This window comes from Ancylobacter dichloromethanicus (assembly GCF_018390645.1).
GTDB classification, from domain to species: domain Bacteria; phylum Pseudomonadota; class Alphaproteobacteria; order Rhizobiales; family Xanthobacteraceae; genus Ancylobacter; species Ancylobacter dichloromethanicus.
The window spans coordinates 133,291-154,451 of record NZ_JAHBGC010000011.1; the positions used below are offsets into that span (position 1 = coordinate 133,291).

The following is a 21,161-nucleotide window of genomic DNA, read 5'->3' on the forward strand; positions in this document are numbered from 1 at the left end:
CGGAGGCGACATGCGAGCGACAGCGATTGTGACCGGCGCGACCGGCGGCATCGGCCGCGTCATCGTCGCGCGGCTCTGCGAGGCCGGCTATGACACGCTCGCCCTCGGCACCAATGCGGGCACCCTCGCCGAGCTTGCCGCCCGCACCGGCTGCCGCACCCGCACGCTCGACATCTGCGATGCGGCGGCGACCCTCGCGGCGCTGTCCGTGGAAAAAGCCGACGTGCTGGTCCATGGCGCCGGCCTGCTCGGCCCGCAGCTTGCGCTGCACGAGACCCCGATCGAGGTCGCCGAGAAGCTGGTCGTCACCAACATTCTCGGCACCGTCAACGTGCTGCGCGCCGTGGTGCCGGCGATGAAGGCGGCCGATGCCGGCACCATCGTGCTGCTGGGCTCGATCTGCGGCACGGTTGCCGGCACCGGCCCGGCGCTGTACAGCGCCACCAAGGCGGCGATGCACGCGATGTCCGCCAATCTGCGGGTGGATCTGCGCGACAACCACATCCGCGTCAGCGAGATTCTGCTCGGCCGGGTGCGGACCGGCATCCATGAACAGCTGGGCGCGGACGCGGAGTTCTACGACGGCTATCAATGTCTTGAGCCGGACAATGTCGCCGCGACCATCCTGCACATTCTGGACAGCCCGGCGGGCGTCGACCTCAGCACCATCGAGATGATGCCGACCCGGCAGGTCGTCGGCGGCGCGCATTTCTCCAAGGGGTAATTTCACATGTCTTCGCTCTATTTCACCCTCGACGGGGTCGCGCACGAGATCGAGCTCTATCCCGAGTTCGCACCGGTGACGATCGGCAAGGTCATCGCCCATCTGCCGGCCACGCTCGACATCCACTGCGCCAAGATCGCCGGCCAGCACATCTTCTGGCACGCGCCTGTCGTGGCCGACATCGAGAAGCCGGCCGATATCCTCACCCTGCCGGCCGGCACCTTCCTCTATTGGCCGGAACGCCAGTTCCTGGAGCTGATCTATGGCGATCTGCAGGCTGAGAAAGCGCAGGTGTCGGTGCTCGGCCGGCTCACCGGCGATATCGGCTGGCTGAAGGCTTACGGCCGCCGCGTGGTCGAAAACCATGGCCAGCAGCCGCTCCGCGCCGAACTCACCGCCGACGCGGCGGCGCTGGCGCTGGCCTTGCCGGAAAAGCCCTTCGCCTCGCCCGGGCTGAACGCATTGCGCACGGCGCGCAAGGCGATGTGGCAGGCGCCGCCGGAGGAGATTCTCGGGCTGCTGCGCCGGCAGGGCATGATGATCCCCTACGGCCCGCTTGCCATGGCGGAAGGCGAGTTGCGCAAGCTGCACGAGCTGATCTGGCGCCTGCGCAGCCCGGCTTGCGGCATCGGCCCGGGCGAGCGCGCCGGCGTGCTGGCCTTCCTCATCGATGCCTTCAACGCCCGGATCGACGGATTCTGCGCCCTGCACGCCATCGGCAAGGTGCTCGACGACGCCAAGGCGCTGCTCGGCGAGGAGGATATCGACGATCTGATCGAGGAACTGGTGCTGTTCACCGGCCGCGCAGCCGCCTGGCTCGACACCTTCATTCCCTGGAACGCCCTCAACGAGGCGACCCTTGCGGCGCTTGCCCGGCAGGATCTGCGCTGAGCCCACGCGCTCCTGCGGGCGAGAACGGGCGCTTCCCTATGGGAGGCGCCCGTTTTCAATTCGTGGCGCGCGGTCAGGTGAGGCCGAAATAGAGGCGCTCGATGCGGTTGAGCACAAGCGAGGGCTCCTCGGCATAGTCGCGCAGCTTCGGTTCGCTGCCGGCGATCTCCACGAAGAGCCGCCACTTGCCGTCCGAGGTGTTCAGTCCGCAGGCCGGGAACATCATATGGTGGTGCCAGCCGGTGCCGGCCTTGGCCGCCGCCTCGATGGTCGCCAGCAGCGCCTCGTCCTCGTCGGAGAGGCCGGCGCCGGCCTTCTTCTCGGCCAGCGCGTCGACGCCATGCAGCAGCGGCAGCAACTGCTTGTTCACCGCCGTCGGCCTGTCGTCATAATAGGCGCAGAGCGCCCGCTTCGCGTCCGTCAGCTCCAGCAGGAAGGTGTAGGCACCGGGCTTCGGGCTGAAGGTGCAGCCGGGCGCCAGCACGTGAAAGTGCCAGGCCTGCCCGCTCTCATGGGCGGCGGTCGCCGCGGCGACGATGCCGGCCTCGTCGACGACCTCGAAACGCAAAGGCAGGCCCGAATGGCAGGACTGACACATGATCCGTCTCCGTCCGTTCCCAGCCGATCACTCGCAGCCGATCACGGCGGTCGCCGCGATCTCGACCAGCACGCCCGGGACCGGAAAGGCCACCACCAGCGCGGCGTTGGTCGGCAGCACGTCCTTGAAGATCACGCCGAGTTCCGGGCCGACCTCCTTGAAGATCTCCGGCGCCGACACATAGGTGGTGATCTGCACGATGTCCTTCAGCGATCCCCCGGCGGCCGCCAGCGGAAGCTCGAAATTCTTGATGATCTGGCGCACCTGGCCGACCGCATCCTCGGGCATCTTCCCGGCGGCATAGTCCATGCCGATGGTGCCGGAAATATACAGCGTGTCGCCGGCCTTCACGGCGCGGGAATAGCCGTAAAGCTGCTCGAATTGCGAGCCGGAGGAGATGTTCTGACGCTTTACCATTTGGGGTTCTCCATGGAGAAGGTGGCCCTCAGGCGAGGACCCGTGGAAGAATTTGCCGAACGATCAGACGGCCGCGCTGGGTGCCGTTAGGAAGCCATTGGCGAGCCAGCCGCCATCGACCCCGAGGTGATGGCCGGTGGTCATGCGCGCCTCGTCGCTGACGAGGAACCCGCAGGCGGCGGCGATCTCCTCCGGCTCGGCGATGCGGCGCAGCGGCGTGCGGCGCGAGACGGCGTCGACATCGTAGATGCCGCGGTCGATCAGGTCCTGAACCATGGGGGTGCGGGTGCCGGTGGGCGCCACGCTGTTGACCCGGATGCCGAGCGGGCCCCATTCCACCGCCAGTGAGTTGGTGAGATTGACCACGCCCCCCTTGGACGCACAATAGGCGGTGCGGTTGGGGGCGCCCTGGAAACCGTAGACGGAGCTTATGTTGACGATGGAACCGCTTCCGGCCCTGGCCATGTGGCGCGCCGCGGCCTGGCAGACAATCCAGGTGCCGACGAGGTTGACGTCGAGTACTTTACGGAAGGTGTCGGTTCGCGCTTCCAGCGCCGGTTCGACCACCACCACGCCGGCCGAGTTCACCACCGCGTCGATGCCGCCGAACGCCGCCGCCATCTCGTCGGCCGCGGCGGCCATCGCCACCTCGTCGGTGACGGAGGCGGCACGGCTCAAGGCCTCGGTTCCCCCCGGCAGGCCGGCAAGGCCGGCGGCGAGAGCCTCAGCGTCGCTATCAATCAGATAGAGACGGGCGCCCTCGCCGGCGAAGAAGCGGGCCGTCGCCGCGCCGATGCCGTTCCCGGCTCCGGTGATCAACACCCGCCGGCCTTTGTGACGCTGCATGTCTGGATCCTCCATGATTATATAACAAATTACATAAGTGCCGATGGAGGCAAGGGCAAACCGAGACATTCCCCGGCGGCGCCCGGCCGAAGGGAACGTGTGTTGACGCAATGAAGTTCATTATATTTCATATTTATCAAATGGTTAGATGGATGTTTCCGAAGTGCCGTCTTGTCGCCAAATCTCTGTTTGACAGGGCGCGTAAGATTTATACGATATAACAAAAAGAGCATCGAAACCTGATCGTCCGCCTGCAACGGACATCACGCGCGCATTTCGGCATCCACAAAGGGGAACACAAATGACTTTAGCTCGCGTTTGGAAGAAGTTTGCACGGCTCGGCACGCGTGGCATCGGCGCGGCCGCCCTCGGCCTGGCCATCGTCGCCGGGCTGCAGGCGGCGCCCGCCCATGCCAATGGCTACTGGTCGGAGGTGCAGAAGCGCGGCGTGCTGCGCTGCGCCTCGGCGATCTCCCCGCCCTATGTCATGAAGGACCTGAAGACCGGCGAGTATGGCGGCGCCTATCTCGACCTGTGCAAGCAGTTCGCCGACGTGCTCAAGGTGAAGGTCGAGTTTGTCGATACCACCTGGGACAACATCGTCGCCGGCCTGCAGGCGGGCAAGTGGGACATGTCCCCGGCGCTGAACCGGACCCCGGCCCGCGCCCTCGTCATCAACTACAGCGGCATCGCCGGCTATGACGAGATGAACTTCGCCTATCTGCTGGCGAGCGAGAAGACCAAGAACCCGGCCGCCGATCTCTCGACCTTCGATGTGCCCGGCATGCGCATCGGCGTCATGTCCGGCTCGGCGCAGGACCACAAGGTCACCGAGCGCTTCAAGAAGGCGCAGATCGTTCGCTTGCCGGACGCCAACGGCCTCAACCTCGCGCTGCTCTCCGGCCGCGTCGACGTCGCTGGCGCCGACTCGACCACCAACCTGCTGCTGCAGACCGCCAATTCGGACAAGGTCGGTCTTCTCGAGGCCCACCCCGCGCTGATGAAGCAGGGCATCTCCTTCGGCCTGCCGCCGCAGTTGACCTATCATGACATCCAGGTGCTCAACATCTTCCTGGAAGAGAAGGTGTCGCTCGGTGTCGTCGACGAATCGCTGAAGCACTGGAGCGAAGTGTATCTCGCCGGCGCGAAGTGAACTGAAGTGCTTTTGGAGCGGACGGCGCCCGGAGGTGCCGTCCGTCTCTCAACATGAGAAAGAGGGGTCGGCATGTCGTCCAGCTTCCTGAACGTGCAAGGCCTGCGCAAGTCGTTCGGCGGGCATCTGGTCGTCCTCGACGACATCAATTTCCAGATGGAAGCCGGTGAGCGTGTGGTCGTCATCGGCCCGAGCGGCAGCGGCAAGAGCACGCTGCTGCGCTGCGTGATGGGCCTGGAGAAGATCGACCATGGCCGTATCGAACTCGAAGGCGTGCGCTACATCGAAGCCAACCCGAAATCCCACAAGGACAATTTCGTCGACATCCCGGTCCGCAACAAGGTCGGGATGGTGTTTCAGCACTATACCCTTTTCCCGCACCTCACCGTGCTCGGCAACCTCATCCTGGCGCCGATGCGCGCACGCGGCGAGAGCCGGTCGAGCGCGACGCAGCGCGCCATGCAGCTGCTGGGGCGGCTTGGCCTGGAGAGCAAGGCCGGGGCCTTTCCGGGAATGCTCTCCGGCGGGCAGAAGCAGCGCGTCGCCATTGCCCGCGCCCTGCTGCTCGATCCGAAGATCATGCTGTTCGACGAGGTGACCTCCGCCCTCGACCCCGAGCTGGTCACCGAGGTGGAGGGCCTGATGCTCGAGCTCGCCGAGCAGAAGATGTCGATGATGATCGTCACCCACGATATGTGGTTCGCCAAACGCATCGCCACGCGGGTCATCTTTTCCGCCGATGGCCGGATCATCGAGGACGCGCCGCCCTCGACGATGTTCACCAATCCTCGCGAACCGCGGACGGCGGATTTCCTGAAGAAGGTTCTTCACGTCGAGACCATTTCCTGAGGAGTCGAGACGATGGGCCGCTATACCTGGGACTTCTCGGTCATCACCGCGAACTGGGACCCGCTGATGGCCGGGCTTTCGGTCACGCTCCAGCTCACCGCGATCTGCGCCGTTATCGGCCTCGTCGGCGGGTTTGTGGTCTGCCAGATGGTGATGAGCCGGATCGCGCCGCTGCGCTGGGTGGCCGTCGCGTTCATCGAACTGTTTCGCTGCACGCCGGCGTTGGTGCAGATCATCTGGATATTCTACTGCGTTCCGTTCTTCTTCGGCGTCTTCTACGATCCGTTCTACATGGCCATACTGGCGCTTGGCATGAACATTACCGCCTTCAACGCGGAGGCCTATCGCGCTGCCATCCAGTCCATTCCCTCATCGCATTACGACGCCTGCACCGCGCTCGGCATGTCTCCACTGAAAAAGACGATCTACGTGATCCTGCCGCAGGCGGTGCTGATGGCGATTCCGGTGCTGCTCACCAACACCATCGGCCTGCTGCAGCAGACCTCGCTGGTCGCGATCGTGGCCATTGCCGATCTCATGTATGAAGGCAAGACGCTGGCCACCCAGACCTACCGCCCGATCGAAATCTACACGACGGTCGCCTTCATCTACTTCGCGCTTTCGGTCCCCCTCTCGCAGGTCGTCGGCCTGTGCGAGCGGCGCCTGCGCTCGCGCCTGGCCTGAGGGGAAGGACGACATGAACATCACCGCCGCCCTCGGCTTCTTATGGGACTACCGCCTGGCGCTGTTCATCGGCCTCGGCAACACGTTGTACTTCACGGCGGTCGGTCTTGCTTTCGGCCTCGCGCTGGGCTTCCTGGTCAGCGTGGTGCGGCAGGTGGGCCACCCGGTCTTGAAAGTGATCGCTACCGTCTATGTGGAGATATTCCGCGGCACACCGGTGCTGATCCAGCTGTTCTGGTTCTTCTTCTGCCTTCCGGCGCTCCTCGGGATGGAACTCGGCAACGTCTTCTCCACCGTGCTGACCCTGTCGCTCTATATGGGAGCCATCTCCAGCGAGAGCTTTCGCGCGGCGCTCAAGGCGATCGGCTCCGAGCAGCGCGATGCCTGCGTCGCTCTCGGCCTGCCCGCGCGGGTGAGCGTGCCCTATGTGATCCTGCCGCAGACGGTGATGCGCGCCGTGCCCACGCTGCTTTCCAACTGCGTGACGTTGTTCAAGGAGAGTGCGTTGGTTTCGGCGGTCGGCATGGCGGACCTGATGTATCAGGGCCAGATGATCGCCGACGCTACCGCCCGTCCGATCGAGATACTCACCGCCACGGCGCTGATCTATTTCGTGATTGCCTTTTCGGTGACGCGCACCGTCACCTTCTATGAACGCAGCTATCTCAGCCGCATGCGGCTGTAGGCCAAGGCGGAGGGGGACCCAGTTTGCTCGAAAATGGCTGGCCCCCGTTCGACAAGCTCCCCGGAAGATGGCTCTCCCGGCCGCCATCGGAAGCGGCGGGCCGGGATGGCCCTCGACATCATCGTCACGGTCCCGGACGTGGCCTGCGGCCGCTCCGGGACGACGCGGGTGCATAAAGGCTCCCGGCCCATTTCCTCAGGAAATGGAGGCCGGAGCCCGGCTACTTCGCCAGTTGCTTGAGCCAGCGCTTGGCTTGGCTGCGCACGTTCTTCGGCGCCGTGCCACCATAGGAGACGCGGCTCGCCACCGACTTCGACACCGACAGCACGCCGAACACGTCCTTGGTGATGCGCGGCTCGACCGATTGCATCTCGGCGAGGCTGAGCTTGTGCAGCGGTGCGTCCTTGGCGGCGGCGAGAGCGACGATGCGACCGGTGGCGTGATGGGCCTCGCGGAAGGGCAGGCCGAGCACCCGCACCAGCCAGTCGGCAAGGTCGGTGGCGGTGGAATAGCCGGAACCCGCCGCCGCCTTCATCCGCTTCTCGTCCGGCACCATGTCGCGGACCATGCCGCTGGTCGCCGCGATCATCAGCGAGAGTGTGGAGAGGGCGTCGAACGTGCCCTCCTTATCCTCCTGCATATCCTTGGCATAGGCCAGCGCCAGGCCCTTCATCACCATCAGCAAGCCATTGAAAGCACCGGCGATTCGGCCGATCTTGGCACGCACCAGCTCGGCCGCGTCCGGATTGCGCTTCTGCGGCATGATCGAGGAGCCGGAGGTGAAGCGGTCGCTGAGTTTCATCAGGCCGGTGAGTGGCGAGGTCCAGATCACGATCTCCTCGGCGAAGCGGGAGAGGTGCATGGCGCAGATCGAGGCGGCCGCCAGCGTTTCCAGCACGAAATCGCGGTCGGACACGGAATCGAGCGAATTCGCCGTCGGCCGGTCGAAGCCGAGCGCCCTGGCGGTGGCGAAGCGGTCGATCGGGAACGAGGTGCCGGCCAGCGCGGCGGCGCCGAGCGGGCACTCGTTGAGCCGCGCCCTCGCGTCGTTGAAGCGCCCGCGGTCGCGCCCGAGCATCTCGACATAGGCCAGCAGATGGTGGCCGAAGGTAACCGGCTGCGCGGTCTGCAGATGGGTGAAACCGGGCATCACGGTGCCGGAATGCAGCAGCGCCTTCTCGGCAAGTGCTTGCTGCAGATCAAGAATCTGCGCTTCGAGGGTGTCGATGGTGTCGCGCACATAAAGCCGGAAATCGGTCGCCACCTGGTCGTTGCGCGAGCGGGCGGTGTGGAGGCGGCCGGCGGCGGGGCCGAGCAGGGTGGCGAGGCGGGATTCCACGTTCATGTGGATGTCCTCCAGCGCCCGCTGGAAGGTGAAATCGCCCGAATCGATCTCTGACAGGATCGTGTCTAGACCGGCGACGATCTTTTCGGCATCAGCCTTGTCGATGATCCCCTGGGCCGCCAGCATCGAGGCATGCGCCTTCGAACCCGCGATGTCCTGCGCGTACAGGCGCTGGTCGAAACCGATGGAGGCGTTTATCTCCTCCATGATCGCGTCGGGTCCGGTCTCGAAACGGCCGCCCCACATCTTGTTGCTCATGCTTAACTTTCTCCGCGAGGACGGCCATGACCGAACGACCTGAGGACGCGAGCGGACCGACGGGCGAAGGTTCGCCGCGCCGCACCGGCCGCTTCGCCCTCATCCTGGCGGCCGCCTTGGTGGCGGGCGCCGCTGCCGGGCTTGCAGGCGTATACGGGATCGGGGGCGGGGCGCGCAACGCCATTGCCACCGGACCCGGCGCGTCCCCGCCCGCCGGCGTGGCCGATGTGGCCGATGAGCCCGGCAAGGTGGACGATGAGTGTCGTGTGGCCAGTGAGACCGGCAAGCGCCTCGCCTCGCTCGCCACCGGCGAACTCGCCGCCTTCACCCCGACTGAGAGGCCGACCCGTATCCCCGACCTCGCCTTTCTCGGCCCGGACGGCCAGCCGACCCGGCTGTCGCAGGTCGGCGGCGACGGGCTGAAGCTGGTGAACATCTGGGCGACCTGGTGCGTGCCGTGCCGCAAGGAGATGCCGGCGCTGGACGAATTGCAGGCCGCGCTCGGCCGCGAGGGCGGCCCGGACGCGCCCGGCTTCGAGGTGGTGACGGTGAACATCGACACCCGCGACGCCGCCAAGCCGAAGGCCTTCTTCGAGGAGACCGGGCTGAAGACGCTGACCCTCTACACCGACCCGAAGGCGCAGGCGTTCCAGGATCTGCGCGTGGTCGGGCGCGGCTTCGGCCTGCCCACCACGATGCTGATCGATGCGCAGGGCTGCGAGATCGGCCATATCGCCGGCCCGGCGGAATGGGCGAGCCCCGACGCCAAGGCGCTGGTGCAGGCGGCGCTGGCCGAGGCGGCGACGACGCCGCCGCGATGAGAGCGCCGCGAGGACGGCGCCACGGCGCCGCGGGCGCGCGTCCGAATCGGGTGGCGCCGGCGCTCGGGAAGGACTAAAAGGCCGCTCCCACCCGCAGGAGCGTGCCATGACCGCGTCGAGCCCCGTCCACCGCACCGGGCTCGCCACCTCGCTCGCCGGCCCCCTGCCGATGGCGCCGTCCGACTGGGGCGCGCTGGCGCTGCTGGGGCTGATCTGGGGCGGCTCCTTCTTCTTCGGCAAGGTGGCGATCGCGGAAATTCCCCCGCTCACCATGGTGCTGACGCGCGTCGCCATCGGCGCGCTGGCGCTGTGGGTCATCGCCCGCGCGCGCGGCGTCCACCTGCCGCTGAACCGGCGGTTGATGGCTGAGTTCATGGTGCTGGCGGTGATCGCCAACATCATCCCGTTCGGGCTGATCGCCTGGTCGCAGCAGCACCTGCCGAGCGGGCTTTCCTCCATTCTCAACGCCGCCACGCCGCTGTTCACCGTGCTGGTGGCGCAGGCCTTCACCCATGACGAGAAATTCACCGTCGGCAAGCTCGTCGGGGTGAGCCTGGGCTTTCTCGGCGTCGCCGTCATGATGGGGCCGGCGCTGCTCGGCCAGCTCGGCGGCCACCAATTGCCGGCGCAGCTCGCCGCCATCGGCGCGACGGTGTCCTATGGTTTCGCCGCCGTCTATTCCCGGCGCTTCCGCCATCTGCCGCCGCTGGGCATCGCCATGGCGCAACTCGCCAGCTCCAGCCTGCTGCTGCTGCCGGCGGTGGCGCTGATCGACCGGCCCTGGCTGCTGCCGGCGCCCTCGCTGCCGGTGATCGGCGCGCTGCTCGGCCTCGGCGTGCTCTCTACCGGCCTCGCCTATATCCTCTATTTCCGCATCGTCGGGCGCAATGGCGCGACCAACATCTCGCTGGTGACGTTTCTGGTGCCGGTGAGCGCGATCCTGCTCGGCGCGCTGGTGCTGGACGAGGCGCTGGAGCCGCGCGAATTCGCCGGCTTCGCCATCATCGCGCTGGGGCTGGCGGCGATCGACGGAAGGCCGGCGCGGTGGGTGAGGGGGAAGATGGGGTAGGGGGCGGTATTTCCGCCACAACGGGTCGCGCCGTGAGCGCTGTCCCCCCGTCATGCTGAGGTGCCGGCCAAAGGCCGGCCTCGAAGCACGCAGAGCCGTGCCGCTGTCTGGCTGAGGCCCACAGGCTGCACCCCTCTGCATCCTTCGAGGCCCGGCGATGCCGGGCGCCTCAGGATGACGGGGCGCGCGCACAGTTGCACGAAAGCGTCTCGCGCCCCGTGACGGGCTCTCTCACCGTGCCGGCGTGCCCCGCCTCTAGCGGGTCGGCACCGGCTTTTCGCCGCGATAATCGTAGAAGCCGCGCTGGGTTTTGCGGCCCAGCCAGCCGGCCTCGACATATTTCACCAGCAGCGGGCAGGGGCGGTATTTGCTGTCGGCCAGCCCCTCATGCAGCACCTGCATGATGGACAGGCAGGTATCCAGCCCGATGAAATCGGCGAGCTGCAGCGGGCCCATCGGGTGGTTGGCGCCGAGGCGCATGGCGGTGTCGATGGCGTCCACCGAGCCGACGCCCTCATAGAGCGTGTAGATCGCCTCGTTGATCATCGGCAGCAGGATGCGGTTGACCATGAAGGCGGGGAAATCCTCCGCCACCGCATAGGTCTTTCCCAGCCGGGTGATGAAGCCCTTGGACAGCTCGAAGGTCTCGTCCTCGGTGGCGATGCCGCGCACCAGCTCCACCAGCTGCATCAGCGGCACCGGATTCATGAAGTGAATGCCGATGAAGCGCTCCGGCCGGTCGGTGGAGGCGGCGAGGCGGGTGATGGAGATGGACGAGGTGTTGGTGGCGAGGATCGCCTCCGGCTTCAGGAACGGGCAGATCGAGTTGAAGATGCGGCGCTTGATCTCCTCCTTCTCCACCGCCGCCTCGATGACGAGGTCGACATCGGCGAGGTCGGCGGTCTGGTCGGTGCCGTGGATGCGGGCGAGCGCGGCCTTCTTCTCGTCCTCGGCATAGAGGCCCTTGGAGACCTGCCGCGACATGTTGCCATTGATGGTGGCGAGGCCGGACTTGATGCGGTCCGCCTCGAGGTCGTTCAGCACCACGTCATAGCCGGCGAGCGCGCACACATGCGCGATGCCGTTGCCCATCTGGCCGGCGCCGATGATGCCGATGCGCTTGATCTCGAAAGCCATTGCTGCGTCCGTTCTGCCCCTGCGGAGGCGGCAGTATAGTGTCCCGTCAGGCTTTTGCCTTAGCTATTTCGGCCTTCAGCTCGGGTACGATCTCGAACAGATCGCCGACCAGGCCGTAATCCGCCACCTGGAAGATCGGCGCGTCCTCGTCCTTGTTGATGGCGACGATGACCTTCGAATCCTTCATGCCGGCGAGGTGCTGGATGGCGCCGGAAATGCCGAGCGCGACATAGAGATCGGGCGCCACCACCTTGCCGGTCTGGCCGACCTGCCAGTCATTGGGGGCGTAGCCGGCATCCACCGCGGCGCGCGAGGCGCCGACCGCCGCGCCCAGCGCATCGGCCAGCGGCTCGACGATCTCGTGGAACTTCTCCGCCGAGCCGAGCGCCCGGCCGCCGGAGACGATGATGCGGGCGGCGGTGAGCTCGGGGCGGGCGCTGGCGGCGATGTCTTCGCCGACGAAGTGCGAATGCGCGGAGGGCTCGGCGAGGTCGAGGGTGCGCAGGGGGGCGGCATTTCCCTCGCCGGCGGCGGCGAAGGCGGCGGTGCGGATGGTCAGCACCCGGGTGGCGTCGGTGGCGCGCACGCGCTGGATGGCGTTGCCGGCATAGATCGGCCGGTCGAAGGTGTCGGGGGCGACGACCGCGATCACGTCCGAGACCTGCATCACGTCGATCAGCGCGGCGATGCGCGGCATCACGCTCTTGCCGACGGCGGTGGAGGGGGCGATGAGCGCGCCATAGGCCGGGGCCAGCGCCACGCCCAGCGCCGCCACCGGCTCGGCGAGGCGGTGGGCGAAGGCCGGGCCGTCGGCGAGCAGCACCTCGGCGACGCCGTCGAGCCGGGCGGCGGCCTGCGCGGCGGCCTGGGCGTTCTCGCCCGCCACCAGCACATGCACCGGGGCGCCGAGCGCCAGCGCGGCGGTGAGCGCGCGGGCGGTGACCGGGTTCAGGCTGGCATCGTCATGTTCGGCGAACAGGAGGGTCGGCAGAATGTCGGCCATGGTCAGAGCACTCCGGCCTGCTTGAGATGACCGACCAGCTCGGCCGCGGACGCCACCTTGATGCCGGCGGTGCGGCCCGAGGGCTCGGTGGTGGAGAGGATTTCCAGCCGGGGGGCGAGGTCGACGCCGAGTTCGGCGGCGTTCTTCTGCTCGATCGGCTTCTTCTTCGCCTTCATGATGTTGGGCAGCGAGGCGTAGCGCGGCTCGTTGAGGCGCAGATCGGTGGTCAGCACCGCCGGCAGGTCGAGCCTTAGCGTCTGCAGCCCGCCGTCGATCTCGCGGGTGACGTCGAGCGTGCCGTCGCCGACCACCACCTTGGAGGCGAAGGTCGCCTGCGGCCAGCCGAGCAGGGCGGCGAGCATCTGGCCGGTCTGGTTGCTATCGTCGTCGATCGCCTGCTTGCCGAGGATGACGAGCGAGGGGCCCTCGGCCTCGACGATGGCCTTGAGCAGCTTGGCGACGGTGAGCGGCTCGACGGTGTTGCCCTGGCCGGCCTCCTCGGTCTTCACCCAGATGCCGCGATCGGCACCCATGGCCAGCGCCGTGCGGATGGTCTCGTCGGTCTTTGCCGGGCCGATGGAGACGGCGATGACCTCGCTGGCGGTGCCGGCCTCGCGCAGGCGCAGCGCCTCCTCGACGGCGATCTCGTCGAACGGGTTCATCGACATCTTGATGTTGGCCAGCTCGACGCCGGAGCCGTCGGCCTTGACCCGGATCTTGACGTTGTAGTCGACCACCCGCTTCACGGGCACGAGGATCTTCATCACCTGTCTCCCCCTCGGGCGCGGGTCGTGACCCCGCCTCTGGCAGCCGCGTTGGGGCAGGCGGCGCCGCTTGCCAAGGCCGCGCAAGAAGCCGGGAAAAGGCGCTTGGGGGCGGAGCCTGGGCGGCGGGAGCGGCCTGCGAAAAGCGCCGGCAAACTAGGTTTCGGCCCGGGCACTGTCAACGCCGGCGCACCCCCGCCCGGCCCGATTCAGACCGGCGGGCGTCCGTCCGGCGTGCCGTCGCGCGTCGTCACCCAGAGCGGCACGCCCGGCCGGCGCAGGAACACGATCAGCACCGCGCCGGCGAGCAGCCCGGCGACATGGGCCCACCACGCCGTCTCCTCGTCGCCGGACATGATGAGGCTCCAGAGCTGGAAGCCGATCCACGCCCCGAGCGGCCAGATGGCGGGCACCCGCAGCGGCACGCGCAGGAACATCAGCACCCAGAGGCGCACATTGGGGTGCAGCATGAGATAGGCGCCGACCAGCCCGGAAATGCCCGCCGAGGCGCCGACCAGCGGCGAGGCCGAATCAGGCACCGCGAGGGAATGTGCCAGCCCGCCAGCGACGCCGCACAGCACATAGAACAGCAGGAAGCGGGCATGGCCGAGCGCGTCCTCGACATTGTCGCCGAACACCCAGAGGAAGGCCATGTTGCCGCCCAGATGCAGCCAGCCGCCATGCAGGAACATATAGGTGACGAGGGTCAGCTCGGCCGGCAGGCGGACATATTCGTCCGGCAGCACCGCCGCATGCGTCACCACGGCGGGAATGGCGCCGAAGCCGAAGGCGGAGGGAATGTCGATCTCGGCGCGGTAGCCATGCTGCACCAGCACGAACACCAGCACGTTCACCGCGATCAGCGCCCAGGTGACATAGGCGTGGGCGATGCCCTCCAGCGGGTTGTCGTCGTTGAAGGGGATGAGCATGGTCCGCGCTCAGTCGCCCCGCCCCGCCGCCGGGACCCAGAGCACGTCGCCGGCGATTTCCCCGCCGGCCTCGCCTGCCGCGCGGGCATTGGCGACGCGGCTCATGACGAACAGCAGGTCGGACAGCCGGTTGAGGTATTTCATCGCCTCCGGGGCGACGAACTCGCCCAGCGTGCCGGAAAGCTCCACCGCCAGCCGCTCGGCGCGGCGGCAGACGGTGCGGGCGACATGCAGATGCGCCGCCGCCGGGGTGCCGGCCGGCAGCACGAAGGAGCGCAGCGGCTTGAGGCCGGCATTGAGCGTGTCGATGTCGCGCTCCAGCCGGTCGACCTGCGAGGCGACGATGCGCAGCGGCTCATAACCGAGATCCTCGCCGGTCTCGGGCGTGGCGAGGTCGGCACCAAGGTCGAACAGGTCGTTCTGGACGCGGGCGAGCATCGCCTCCATGTCGGCCAGCACCGGCGCGGCGCCGGTGTGCAGGCGCGCCACGCCGATCACCGCGTTGGTCTCGTCCACCGTGCCGTAGGCGGCGACCCGCAGATCGTATTTCGGCCGCCGCTCGCCGGTGCCGAGCGCGGTGGTGCCGTCGTCGCCGGTGCGGGTGTAGATGCGGTTGAGGACGACCATGATGCCCGGCTCAGCTCTGGTTCATCAGGACGATGGTGAGCAGCACGAAGCACAGCGCCACCGCCTGCAGCAGCACGCGCCACTGCATCAGCTTCTGCGACACCAGCGGCGAGCCGCCGCGCGCCATGTTGGCGAGGCCGAGCACGAGCACCAGCGCGACCGCGCCGAGCGCGATGGGCAGGACGATGAACTTGGCGATGGTGACGAGTTCCATCGAATTCTCCAGCGGCGCCCGGGCCCGGGCTACATTCGGGAGGGCGCCTCAGTTCAGGGTGACAATGGCAGCATTCAGCGCGGTGGCATAGGACACCCACGCCAGATAGGGAACCAGCAGCACCGCCGCCATGCGGTCGATGCGCGCGCAGGCCCAGATCGTGGCGGCGATGGCGAGCCACAGCGCGACCACGACGACAAGCGCCGCGCCCGGCGCTTCCATGCCGAAGAAGACCGGCGACCAGACCGCGTTGAGCGCCAGTTGCGCGAACCACAGGCCGATGGCGGCGCGCCGCGCCGGCGAGGGGGTATGCAACTGCCACAGCCGCCAGAGCGCCACCGCCATCAGAACGTAGAGGATGGTCCAGGCGACGGGGAAGGCGGCGTCGGGCGGGGTCCAGGCGGGCTTGGCCAGCGCCGCGTACCAGGTCGGAATCTTCGGCGCGGTGGCGAGCGAGCCGACCGCGCCGACGGCGAGGCAGAGGCCGACCGCGAGGACGAGGCGGAAGAAGGACAGGGTCTTCATGGCGCTCCTTCAGGGCAGCGGCCGGCCGTGCGGGTGGCGGCGGTGCGCGGGGACTTCCATCGACATTACGTGCGCGGGTGCCATCGGTTCACCCCGGCCGGCCGGGGGCGCGCGGGTTCGCCGCCGGCGCGGTGGCGGCAAGGTCGCGGAAGGCCCGGGAGGCGCCGTCGAGCCGGGCGGTCCATTCCGGGTCCGGGCTCTGCCCGGCGGTGACGCTGTCATAGGCCTGCAGCAGGGCGGCGATCGACAGGGGTTCGAGCAGCGCCGCCTTCAGCGCCCAGGCGGCGATGAAGGCGAACACGACGCCGAAGCCCGACAGCGGGCCCGGCAGCGCATAGGCGAGGCCGATCGCCGGGCCGAGCAGGAACACGAAGATGAGCGCCGCCGCCACATATTCGAACAGCGCGATGAACACCGCATTGCGGACCAGCGGGCCGGCATTCTGGGCGTAGAGCACCAGCCCGTCCCGCGCCGCCTGCGCCGGCGGGGCGTCGGCGCGGCGGATGATGAGGGCGAGGATGATCTCGTCGACCAGGCCGAGCGCCACTTTCAGCACCGCGTCGAGAAAGGCGTTGAGCGCGCGGAAGCCGGGTATCCAGAAGGTGAGCAGGTTGAGCAGCCCGACCAGCGCCCGCACCACGCCGCGAATCAGCAGGTCGATGGCGAACAGCACGTTCACCGCGACGAAGCGCGCCTTCACCATGGCGAGCGCGTAGTCGATCTGCGCCCGGCCGCCGGGGAGCACCCGGCCGTGCAGCAGCGCGTCCATCGCCGCCACATGGCCGGCCTTGACCAGATAGACCAGATATTGCCGCACCCACCACAGCACGCCGCAGGCCAGGCCGAAGCCGGCGAGCGCGCCGATCAGCCCGCCGGTGGCCGGGCCGTCACCGGCGAAGGCGAGGCCGATGGCGAAGCCGGTGCCGGCCCCGAGCCCGGTGCCGGCCACGAAGCCCCCGGCAATGGCGGCATAGACGACAAGGCGCAGCAACACGAACGGCCAGGTGCGCAGCACCAGCGAGAGCGTGGTCGCGATCGAGAAATCCCACATGCCCCGCCCCGCTGTCCCTGCCTCCGCGATGGCCCCGCCAAACGAAACCCGCCGCCGGATATGCCGGCGGCGGGGAATGGTATTCTTCTTTCACCCGCGAGGGAATCGGCGCCGGTTCAGGCGGCCAGATGCTTCTCGATCTCGTAGACCGGCAGCTTGACCATGTCGCGGTCGACCTCGGCGGCGATGATGTCCTGCACGCCCTTCGACAGATGCGGGCGCAGCGCGCCGAGCGCGCGCGGGGCGGCGACGATGACCAGCGCTTTCACCTCGCCCGCGGTCACCGCGGCGTCCAGCTTCTCGGCGAGAAGGCGCATGAAGGCGCGTTCGCCCTCCTCCTGCCAGTCGGTCGGCTCCACCGAGGAGCGCGCCGCGCCGACGGACTGGTGCACGCGGCCGGGCGTGTCGGTGCCCTGTTCGCGGGTCGGCGGGTTTTCCTGCTCGTGCACCTCATGGGTGCGCAGATTGGGGAAGGTGGCGTCTCCCTTGTTGCACAGGATCAGCGCCTTGCGCCCGTCGCAGACGACGACCCACGCGCCCTGTTCGATCCTGATCTTGTCGTAGCTGGTGCTCATGCGAGCCTCCTTGCCGTCTCAACTCACCGCGCCATAGGGCACCGGGATCGCGCCCGGGCGCCTTGACCTTGGTCAAGTGGCGGGAGGGCGGGGAGGTTCCCCCGGGCCCGGCGAGGGCGGCCTAGAGCCGGCCTTCCCGCGCGCGGCGGATGGCGGCGTTGAGTTCGCCGCCATACACGAAGATCGAGGCGGTGGTGTAGAGGAAGACCAGCGCGATCATCACCGAGGCGAGGCCGGCATAGGTGGTGACGTAATTGCCGGCGAATTCGGAGAGGTAGCGCCCGAAGGCGGCGCCGGCGGCGAGCCAGAGGCCGAGCGTCACCAGAATGCCGGGCGCCACCTCGGCCAGCGTGCGCCTTCCCGCCGGCAGCCACATATGCGCCACCACCAGCGCCACGATCAGGATCGCCGAGGTGGCGGCGTAGCGCAGGAAGGTGATGACCCAGCCGAACGGCTCCAGCGCCGGCACGTAGCGCACGGCGGCGAGCCACAGCACCGGGCCCAGCACCACCAGGAAGGACAGCGCCAGCAGCCCCGCCGCGCCGACCACGACATAGCCGATCGATTCGAGGCGCAGCCAGTACCAGGAGCGGGCCTCGCGCATGCCATAGGCGCGGTTGAGGCCAATGCGCAGGCTCTCGATGCCGTTGGAGGAGAAGTAGATCGCCAGCACCACGCCGATGGTCAGCACGTCGGTGCGCACCTGGGTCAGCACGTTGCGGATCTCGCGGCCGATCGGGTCGGCCACCTGGGCGGGCCAGGCCTCCAGCATCAGCTGCACCGTCTCGTCGGCGAGGTTCTTGAAATCGAAGAACGCCGCCAGCGCGGTGACGAAGATGAGGAATGGAAACAGCGACATCAGCGCGGAGAGCGCGATGTGGCTGGCAATGGCCCAGCCGTCGTCCTCGACGAAGCGCCAGAAGGCGTCCCAGGCGATGTCGAAGGCGCGAAACAAGGGCTCCGGTCTCCTCGCGGATGCGGATCGGTGGGCGGGTTCAGTGGTGACATCGGACGCCAAGGGGCAAATGGCAAGTCGCAAATGCGAACCGCGCCCGCAATCCCCGCCGCCGCGCTCTGGCAAAGACCGGCGGCGACCGCCATTTTCGCTTTGGCGCTCATCGGCCCGGCTGTGCTAGACAGGGCGCCCGTTTGATGACCCCCCGATGAACCTTGCTGGGTGAAGCCATGACCGCCTCCACGCCGCTGCGCGCCGCCACCGCCACCGAGATCACTCTCGGCGCGCCGGCGCCGCGTCCGGGGGAGGGGCCGCAGGACGTGTCGGCGCAGGACGTGGCGGCGGTGATGGCGCAGATCGGCGCCCGCGCCCGTGCCGCCGCCCGCACGCTGGCGCTGGCCCCGGCGGCGGTGAAGGAAGCCGGGCTGATGGCCGCCGCGCGCGCCATACGCACCCACGCCCCCGCCATCCTCGCCGCCAACGCGCAGGACGTGGCGGCCGCGCAGGCCGCCGGCATCAGCCCTTCCATGCTCGACCGGCTGACGCTGAGCGCGGCCCGGCTGGAGGGCACCGCCCGCGCGGTGGAGGAGATCGCCGCGCTGCCCGACCCGGTGGGCAAGGTCACCGAGAGCTGGGAGCGGCCCAACGGGCTGCGCCTGGAGCGCGTGCGCACCCCGCTCGGCGTCATCGGCGTGATCTATGAGAGCCGGCCCAATGTGACGGCCGATGCCGGCGGCCTGTGCCTGAAGGCGGGCAATGCGGTGATCCTGCGCGGCGGCTCGGACAGCTTCAATTCCTCGCGCGCCATCCATGCCGCCATGGTGGAGGGGCTGGCGAGCGCCGGCCTGCCCGAAGACGCCATCCAGCTCGTTCCCACCCGCGACCGCGCGGCGGTGGGCGCGATGCTGGCCGGGCTCGACGGCCATCTCGACGTGATCGTGCCGCGCGGCGGCAAGAGCCTGGTGGCCCGGGTGCAGGCGGAGGCGCGGGTGCCGGTGTTCGCGCATCTGGAAGGGCTGGTGCATGTCTATGTCGACAAGGGCGCCGACCTCGACAAGGCGCTCGCCATCGTCAAGAACGCCAAATTGCGCCGCACCAGCGTGTGCGGGGCGGCCGAGACGCTGCTGGTCGACCGCGCCGATGCCGCCCGCCTGCTCGCCCCGCTGGTGACCATGCTGCTCGACGGCGGCTGCGCGGTGCGCGGCGACGCCGCCACCCAGGCGGTGGACAAGCGGGTGACGCCGGCCACCGACGAGGACTGGCGCACCGAATATCTCGACGCCGTCATCGCGGTGAAGCTGGTGGACGGGGTGGGCGCCGCCATCGACCATATCGAGGCCCATGGCTCGCACCACACCGACGCCATCCTGACCGAGGATGCGGCGGTGGCCGAGCGGTTCCTCAATGAGGTCGATTCCGCCATCGTGGTGCACAACGCCTCGACCCAGTTCGCCGATGGCGGCGAATTCGGCTTCGGCGGCGAGATCGGCATCGCCACCGGGCGCATGCACGCGCGCGGCCCGGTGGGCGCGGAGCAGCTCACCTCGTTCAAATACCGCGTGCGCGGCACCGGCCAGATCCGGCCGTGAGCGAGGGCGCCGACGCTCCCCCTCTCCCCGCCGGGGAGAGGGCCGGGGTGCGGGGCTCCGGCGCGGCACCGCCCGCGCCCTTCGCCCGCATTCCCCCGCTGGCGCCGGGCATGCGCATCGGGCTCTATGGCGGCAGTTTCAACCCGGCGCATGAGGCGCACCGCGCCGCCAGCCTGCTGGCGCTGAAAAAGCTGCGGCTCGACCGTGTGTGGTGGCTGGTGACGCCCGGCAACCCCCTGAAGGACAACCGCGCTCTGCCCCCGCTGGCCGCGCGGCTGGCGCAGGCGCGCGCGGTGGCGGCCCACCCGGCGCTGCTGCCGACCGGGCTGGAGGCCGGGCTCGGCACCCGCTTCAGCTACGACACCGTGGACGCGCTGGTGCGGCGCTTTCCCCGCGTGCATTTCGTCTGGCTGATGGGGGCGGACAACCTCGCCTCGTTCCACCGCTGGCAGCACTGGCGCGACATCGCCGCGCGTGTGCCGATCGCGGTGATCGACCGCCCCGGCTGCACCTTCCCCGCCATGGCCAGCCCCGCCGCCACCGCGCTGGCCCGCCGGCGGGTGCGCGAGAGCGAGGCCGGCGCGCTGGCAACGATGCGCCCGCCGGCCTGGGTTTTTCTGCACGGGCTGAAATCGCCGCTGTCGTCGACGCGGTTGAGGGAAGGGGGGTGAGGGGGAACGCGTGAGGCCGGACCGCGCCTCACGCCGGGGCCGCGCCCGCCGGCAGCACCACGACGCGGGTTCCGACGGGAACGCGCCGGTAGAGATCGATGATGTCCTGGTTGAGCAGCCGGACGCAGCCGGAGGAGACCATGGTTCCGATGGTCCAGGGCTCCACCGTTCCGTGCAGCCGGTAATAGGTGTCGCGGCCGTTGCGGTAGAGATAGAGCGCGCGCGGGCCCAGCGGGTTGCCGCTGCCGCCGGGAAGCCCTTCGCGCAACGGGCCGTAACGTTCCGGTTCGCGCTTGATCATGTCCGGCGTGGGGCGCCAGCCCGGCCATTCCGCCTTGCGCGCGATGATCGCCTCGCCGCGGAAGTTGAAGCCTTCCTCCTTGCCGACGCCGATGCCGTAGCGCAGCGCCCGTCCGTGTTCGAGGACGAGATAGGCATAGCGCTCCGCCGGGTCGACGACGATGGTGCCCGGCTGCTCGCGGGTGCGGTAGCTCACTTCGCGACGCAGGAACTCGGGCGCGACCTGATCCGGCTCGATCGCCGGAATGGGAAAGGGTTCGGTGTCGATGGGCGCGTACATCGACAAAAAGGGCGAGCCGAACTGCGACGCGGCGTTGTCCAGGCGTGGCCTATCCGGCCTTGTGCACGCCGCCAGCGCAAAGGGCAGTCCCGCCAGGGCCGCCCGTCTCGTGAGTCTCATCTGTCTTCCCATCCTGCCCGAAGCGGCGGGGATCAAGCCAGCTGGCAAGCACTACGTCTATTGGTTATAGTGGAATACACA

25 protein-coding genes are annotated in these 21,161 nt (G+C 68.5%); 10 read left to right on the plus strand and 15 right to left on the minus strand.

Features of this window, described 5'->3' with window-relative positions; all coding sequences use genetic code 11:
• Nucleotides 1–10 precede the first annotated feature (10 nt).
• Nucleotides 11–724 carry an SDR family oxidoreductase gene (locus KHC23_RS06265; RefSeq protein WP_213370571.1) on the plus strand — a complete coding sequence of 238 codons (714 nt, stop codon included), beginning with the start codon at nucleotides 11–13 and terminating at the stop codon, nucleotides 722–724.
• A gap of 6 nt (nucleotides 725–730) precedes the next feature.
• Nucleotides 731–1,615 carry a hypothetical protein gene (locus tag KHC23_RS06270; protein WP_213370573.1) on the plus strand — a complete coding sequence of 295 codons (885 nt, stop codon included), beginning with the start codon at nucleotides 731–733 and terminating at the stop codon, nucleotides 1,613–1,615.
• Between the two features lie 73 nt (nucleotides 1,616–1,688).
• Here the strand turns inward: KHC23_RS06270 and KHC23_RS06275 are convergent, their stop codons facing one another.
• The 3 genes from KHC23_RS06275 to KHC23_RS06285 form a co-directional block, all read right to left on the minus strand.
• Nucleotides 1,689–2,213 carry a hypothetical protein gene (locus KHC23_RS06275; RefSeq protein ID WP_213370575.1) on the minus strand — a complete coding sequence of 175 codons (525 nt, stop codon included), beginning with the start codon at nucleotides 2,211–2,213 and terminating at the stop codon, nucleotides 1,689–1,691.
• 27 nt (nucleotides 2,214–2,240) lie between these two features.
• Nucleotides 2,241–2,630, minus strand: coding sequence for a Rid family hydrolase (locus KHC23_RS06280; protein ID WP_213370577.1), 390 nt, complete (start codon nucleotides 2,628–2,630; stop codon nucleotides 2,241–2,243).
• A gap of 63 nt (nucleotides 2,631–2,693) precedes the next feature.
• On the minus strand, nucleotides 2,694–3,476 hold the full coding sequence (locus tag KHC23_RS06285) for an SDR family NAD(P)-dependent oxidoreductase (protein ID WP_213370579.1): 783 nt from the start codon (nucleotides 3,474–3,476) through the stop codon (nucleotides 2,694–2,696).
• Nucleotides 3,477–3,777: 301 nt separating this feature from the next.
• On the opposite strand from KHC23_RS06285, the gene KHC23_RS06290 reads away from it, so the two are divergent.
• From KHC23_RS06290 to KHC23_RS06305, 4 genes are all read left to right on the plus strand, one after another.
• Nucleotides 3,778–4,629 (plus strand): substrate-binding periplasmic protein, encoded by an 852-nt coding sequence (locus KHC23_RS06290; protein WP_213370581.1) that lies wholly within the window; start codon nucleotides 3,778–3,780, stop codon nucleotides 4,627–4,629.
• A gap of 72 nt (nucleotides 4,630–4,701) precedes the next feature.
• Nucleotides 4,702–5,478: an amino acid ABC transporter ATP-binding protein gene (locus tag KHC23_RS06295; protein WP_213370583.1), complete on the plus strand. Its 777-nt coding sequence runs from the start codon at nucleotides 4,702–4,704 to the stop codon at nucleotides 5,476–5,478.
• A 12-nt stretch (nucleotides 5,479–5,490) separates the two neighbouring features.
• On the plus strand, nucleotides 5,491–6,162 hold the full coding sequence (locus KHC23_RS06300; RefSeq protein WP_213370585.1) for an amino acid ABC transporter permease: 672 nt from the start codon (nucleotides 5,491–5,493) through the stop codon (nucleotides 6,160–6,162).
• Nucleotides 6,163–6,175: 13 nt separating this feature from the next.
• Nucleotides 6,176–6,847 (plus strand): amino acid ABC transporter permease, encoded by a 672-nt coding sequence (locus KHC23_RS06305; RefSeq protein WP_213370587.1) that lies wholly within the window; start codon nucleotides 6,176–6,178, stop codon nucleotides 6,845–6,847.
• A gap of 220 nt (nucleotides 6,848–7,067) precedes the next feature.
• Here the strand turns inward: KHC23_RS06305 and argH are convergent, their stop codons facing one another.
• Nucleotides 7,068–8,450, minus strand: coding sequence for an argininosuccinate lyase (argH, locus tag KHC23_RS06310; RefSeq protein WP_213370588.1), 1,383 nt, complete (start codon nucleotides 8,448–8,450; stop codon nucleotides 7,068–7,070).
• Between the two features lie 26 nt (nucleotides 8,451–8,476).
• On the opposite strand from argH, the gene tlpA reads away from it, so the two are divergent.
• Together tlpA and KHC23_RS06320 are read left to right on the plus strand one after the other, a co-directional pair.
• Nucleotides 8,477–9,271 carry a thiol:disulfide interchange protein TlpA gene (gene tlpA / locus KHC23_RS06315; RefSeq protein ID WP_246544297.1) on the plus strand — a complete coding sequence of 265 codons (795 nt, stop codon included), beginning with the start codon at nucleotides 8,477–8,479 and terminating at the stop codon, nucleotides 9,269–9,271.
• Between the two features lie 106 nt (nucleotides 9,272–9,377).
• The gene (locus tag KHC23_RS06320) at nucleotides 9,378–10,340 is read left to right on the plus strand and encodes a DMT family transporter (protein WP_213370590.1); all 963 of its coding nucleotides are present in this window, start codon (nucleotides 9,378–9,380) and stop codon (nucleotides 10,338–10,340) included.
• 255 nt (nucleotides 10,341–10,595) lie between these two features.
• Here KHC23_RS06320 and KHC23_RS06325 read toward each other — a convergent pair whose 3' ends face one another.
• The 10 genes from KHC23_RS06325 to KHC23_RS06370 form a co-directional block, all read right to left on the minus strand.
• The gene (locus KHC23_RS06325) at nucleotides 10,596–11,477 is read right to left on the minus strand and encodes a 3-hydroxybutyryl-CoA dehydrogenase (RefSeq protein ID WP_213370592.1); all 882 of its coding nucleotides are present in this window, start codon (nucleotides 11,475–11,477) and stop codon (nucleotides 10,596–10,598) included.
• A gap of 46 nt (nucleotides 11,478–11,523) precedes the next feature.
• A complete protein-coding gene (locus tag KHC23_RS06330; RefSeq protein ID WP_213370762.1) occupies nucleotides 11,524–12,468 on the minus strand; it encodes an electron transfer flavoprotein subunit alpha/FixB family protein in 945 nt (314 codons plus the stop codon).
• Nucleotides 12,469–12,482: 14 nt separating this feature from the next.
• Nucleotides 12,483–13,244 carry an electron transfer flavoprotein subunit beta/FixA family protein gene (locus tag KHC23_RS06335; protein WP_213370594.1) on the minus strand — a complete coding sequence of 254 codons (762 nt, stop codon included), beginning with the start codon at nucleotides 13,242–13,244 and terminating at the stop codon, nucleotides 12,483–12,485.
• Between the two features lie 209 nt (nucleotides 13,245–13,453).
• Nucleotides 13,454–14,173, minus strand: coding sequence for a rhomboid family intramembrane serine protease (locus KHC23_RS06340; protein ID WP_213370596.1), 720 nt, complete (start codon nucleotides 14,171–14,173; stop codon nucleotides 13,454–13,456).
• A gap of 9 nt (nucleotides 14,174–14,182) precedes the next feature.
• Nucleotides 14,183–14,800: a cob(I)yrinic acid a,c-diamide adenosyltransferase gene (locus KHC23_RS06345; protein ID WP_213370598.1), complete on the minus strand. Its 618-nt coding sequence runs from the start codon at nucleotides 14,798–14,800 to the stop codon at nucleotides 14,183–14,185.
• Between the two features lie 10 nt (nucleotides 14,801–14,810).
• A complete protein-coding gene (locus tag KHC23_RS06350; protein ID WP_213370600.1) occupies nucleotides 14,811–15,014 on the minus strand; it encodes a twin transmembrane helix small protein in 204 nt (67 codons plus the stop codon).
• 48 nt (nucleotides 15,015–15,062) lie between these two features.
• Complete coding sequence (locus KHC23_RS06355; RefSeq protein ID WP_213370601.1) at nucleotides 15,063–15,539, minus strand: TspO/MBR family protein; 477 nt, start codon at nucleotides 15,537–15,539, stop codon at nucleotides 15,063–15,065.
• 88 nt (nucleotides 15,540–15,627) lie between these two features.
• On the minus strand, nucleotides 15,628–16,590 hold the full coding sequence (locus KHC23_RS06360) for a hypothetical protein (RefSeq protein ID WP_213370603.1): 963 nt from the start codon (nucleotides 16,588–16,590) through the stop codon (nucleotides 15,628–15,630).
• 116 nt (nucleotides 16,591–16,706) lie between these two features.
• The gene (locus KHC23_RS06365; RefSeq protein WP_213370611.1) at nucleotides 16,707–17,165 is read right to left on the minus strand and encodes a baeRF12 domain-containing protein; all 459 of its coding nucleotides are present in this window, start codon (nucleotides 17,163–17,165) and stop codon (nucleotides 16,707–16,709) included.
• Between the two features lie 121 nt (nucleotides 17,166–17,286).
• On the minus strand, nucleotides 17,287–18,120 hold the full coding sequence (locus KHC23_RS06370) for a YihY/virulence factor BrkB family protein (protein ID WP_213370613.1): 834 nt from the start codon (nucleotides 18,118–18,120) through the stop codon (nucleotides 17,287–17,289).
• Between the two features lie 230 nt (nucleotides 18,121–18,350).
• Here KHC23_RS06370 and KHC23_RS06375 point away from each other — a divergent pair, with 230 nt between their 5' ends.
• Together KHC23_RS06375 and KHC23_RS06380 are read left to right on the plus strand one after the other, a co-directional pair.
• Nucleotides 18,351–19,709, plus strand: a complete 1,359-nt coding sequence (locus KHC23_RS06375; protein WP_213370615.1) for a glutamate-5-semialdehyde dehydrogenase — start codon at nucleotides 18,351–18,353, stop codon at nucleotides 19,707–19,709.
• A gap of 47 nt (nucleotides 19,710–19,756) precedes the next feature.
• Entirely contained in the window at nucleotides 19,757–20,380 is a 624-nt protein-coding gene (locus KHC23_RS06380; protein WP_213370763.1) for a nicotinate-nucleotide adenylyltransferase, read from the plus strand.
• A 28-nt stretch (nucleotides 20,381–20,408) separates the two neighbouring features.
• Here KHC23_RS06380 and KHC23_RS06385 read toward each other — a convergent pair whose 3' ends face one another.
• Nucleotides 20,409–21,080, minus strand: coding sequence for a L,D-transpeptidase (locus KHC23_RS06385; protein WP_213370617.1), 672 nt, complete (start codon nucleotides 21,078–21,080; stop codon nucleotides 20,409–20,411).
• Nucleotides 21,081–21,161: the final 81 nt, after the last annotated feature.

Coding starts and splice junctions, on each gene's coding strand:
- KHC23_RS06285 (WP_213370579.1), bottom strand. CDS start 3,476: ATGCAGCGTCACAAAGGCCGGCGGGTGTTGATCACCGGAGCCGGGAAC.
- tlpA (WP_246544297.1), top strand. CDS start 8,477: ATGACCGAACGACCTGAGGACGCGAGCGGACCGACGGGCGAAGGTTCG.
- KHC23_RS06350 (WP_213370600.1), bottom strand. CDS start 15,014: ATGGAACTCGTCACCATCGCCAAGTTCATCGTCCTGCCCATCGCGCTC.
- KHC23_RS06335 (WP_213370594.1), bottom strand. CDS start 13,244: ATGAAGATCCTCGTGCCCGTGAAGCGGGTGGTCGACTACAACGTCAAG.
- KHC23_RS06355 (WP_213370601.1), bottom strand. CDS start 15,539: ATGAAGACCCTGTCCTTCTTCCGCCTCGTCCTCGCGGTCGGCCTCTGC.
- KHC23_RS06295 (WP_213370583.1), top strand. CDS start 4,702: ATGTCGTCCAGCTTCCTGAACGTGCAAGGCCTGCGCAAGTCGTTCGGC.
- KHC23_RS06345 (WP_213370598.1), bottom strand. CDS start 14,800: ATGGTCGTCCTCAACCGCATCTACACCCGCACCGGCGACGACGGCACC.
- KHC23_RS06305 (WP_213370587.1), top strand. CDS start 6,176: ATGAACATCACCGCCGCCCTCGGCTTCTTATGGGACTACCGCCTGGCG.
- KHC23_RS06340 (WP_213370596.1), bottom strand. CDS start 14,173: ATGCTCATCCCCTTCAACGACGACAACCCGCTGGAGGGCATCGCCCAC.
- KHC23_RS06320 (WP_213370590.1), top strand. CDS start 9,378: ATGACCGCGTCGAGCCCCGTCCACCGCACCGGGCTCGCCACCTCGCTC.
- KHC23_RS06375 (WP_213370615.1), top strand. CDS start 18,351: ATGACCGCCTCCACGCCGCTGCGCGCCGCCACCGCCACCGAGATCACT.
- KHC23_RS06385 (WP_213370617.1), bottom strand. CDS start 21,080: ATGAGACTCACGAGACGGGCGGCCCTGGCGGGACTGCCCTTTGCGCTG.
- KHC23_RS06280 (WP_213370577.1), bottom strand. CDS start 2,630: ATGGTAAAGCGTCAGAACATCTCCTCCGGCTCGCAATTCGAGCAGCTT.
- KHC23_RS06275 (WP_213370575.1), bottom strand. CDS start 2,213: ATGTGTCAGTCCTGCCATTCGGGCCTGCCTTTGCGTTTCGAGGTCGTC.
- argH (WP_213370588.1), bottom strand. CDS start 8,450: ATGAGCAACAAGATGTGGGGCGGCCGTTTCGAGACCGGACCCGACGCG.
- KHC23_RS06325 (WP_213370592.1), bottom strand. CDS start 11,477: ATGGCTTTCGAGATCAAGCGCATCGGCATCATCGGCGCCGGCCAGATG.
- KHC23_RS06270 (WP_213370573.1), top strand. CDS start 731: ATGTCTTCGCTCTATTTCACCCTCGACGGGGTCGCGCACGAGATCGAG.
- KHC23_RS06360 (WP_213370603.1), bottom strand. CDS start 16,590: ATGTGGGATTTCTCGATCGCGACCACGCTCTCGCTGGTGCTGCGCACC.
- KHC23_RS06365 (WP_213370611.1), bottom strand. CDS start 17,165: ATGAGCACCAGCTACGACAAGATCAGGATCGAACAGGGCGCGTGGGTC.
- KHC23_RS06265 (WP_213370571.1), top strand. CDS start 11: ATGCGAGCGACAGCGATTGTGACCGGCGCGACCGGCGGCATCGGCCGC.
- KHC23_RS06290 (WP_213370581.1), top strand. CDS start 3,778: ATGACTTTAGCTCGCGTTTGGAAGAAGTTTGCACGGCTCGGCACGCGT.
- KHC23_RS06300 (WP_213370585.1), top strand. CDS start 5,491: ATGGGCCGCTATACCTGGGACTTCTCGGTCATCACCGCGAACTGGGAC.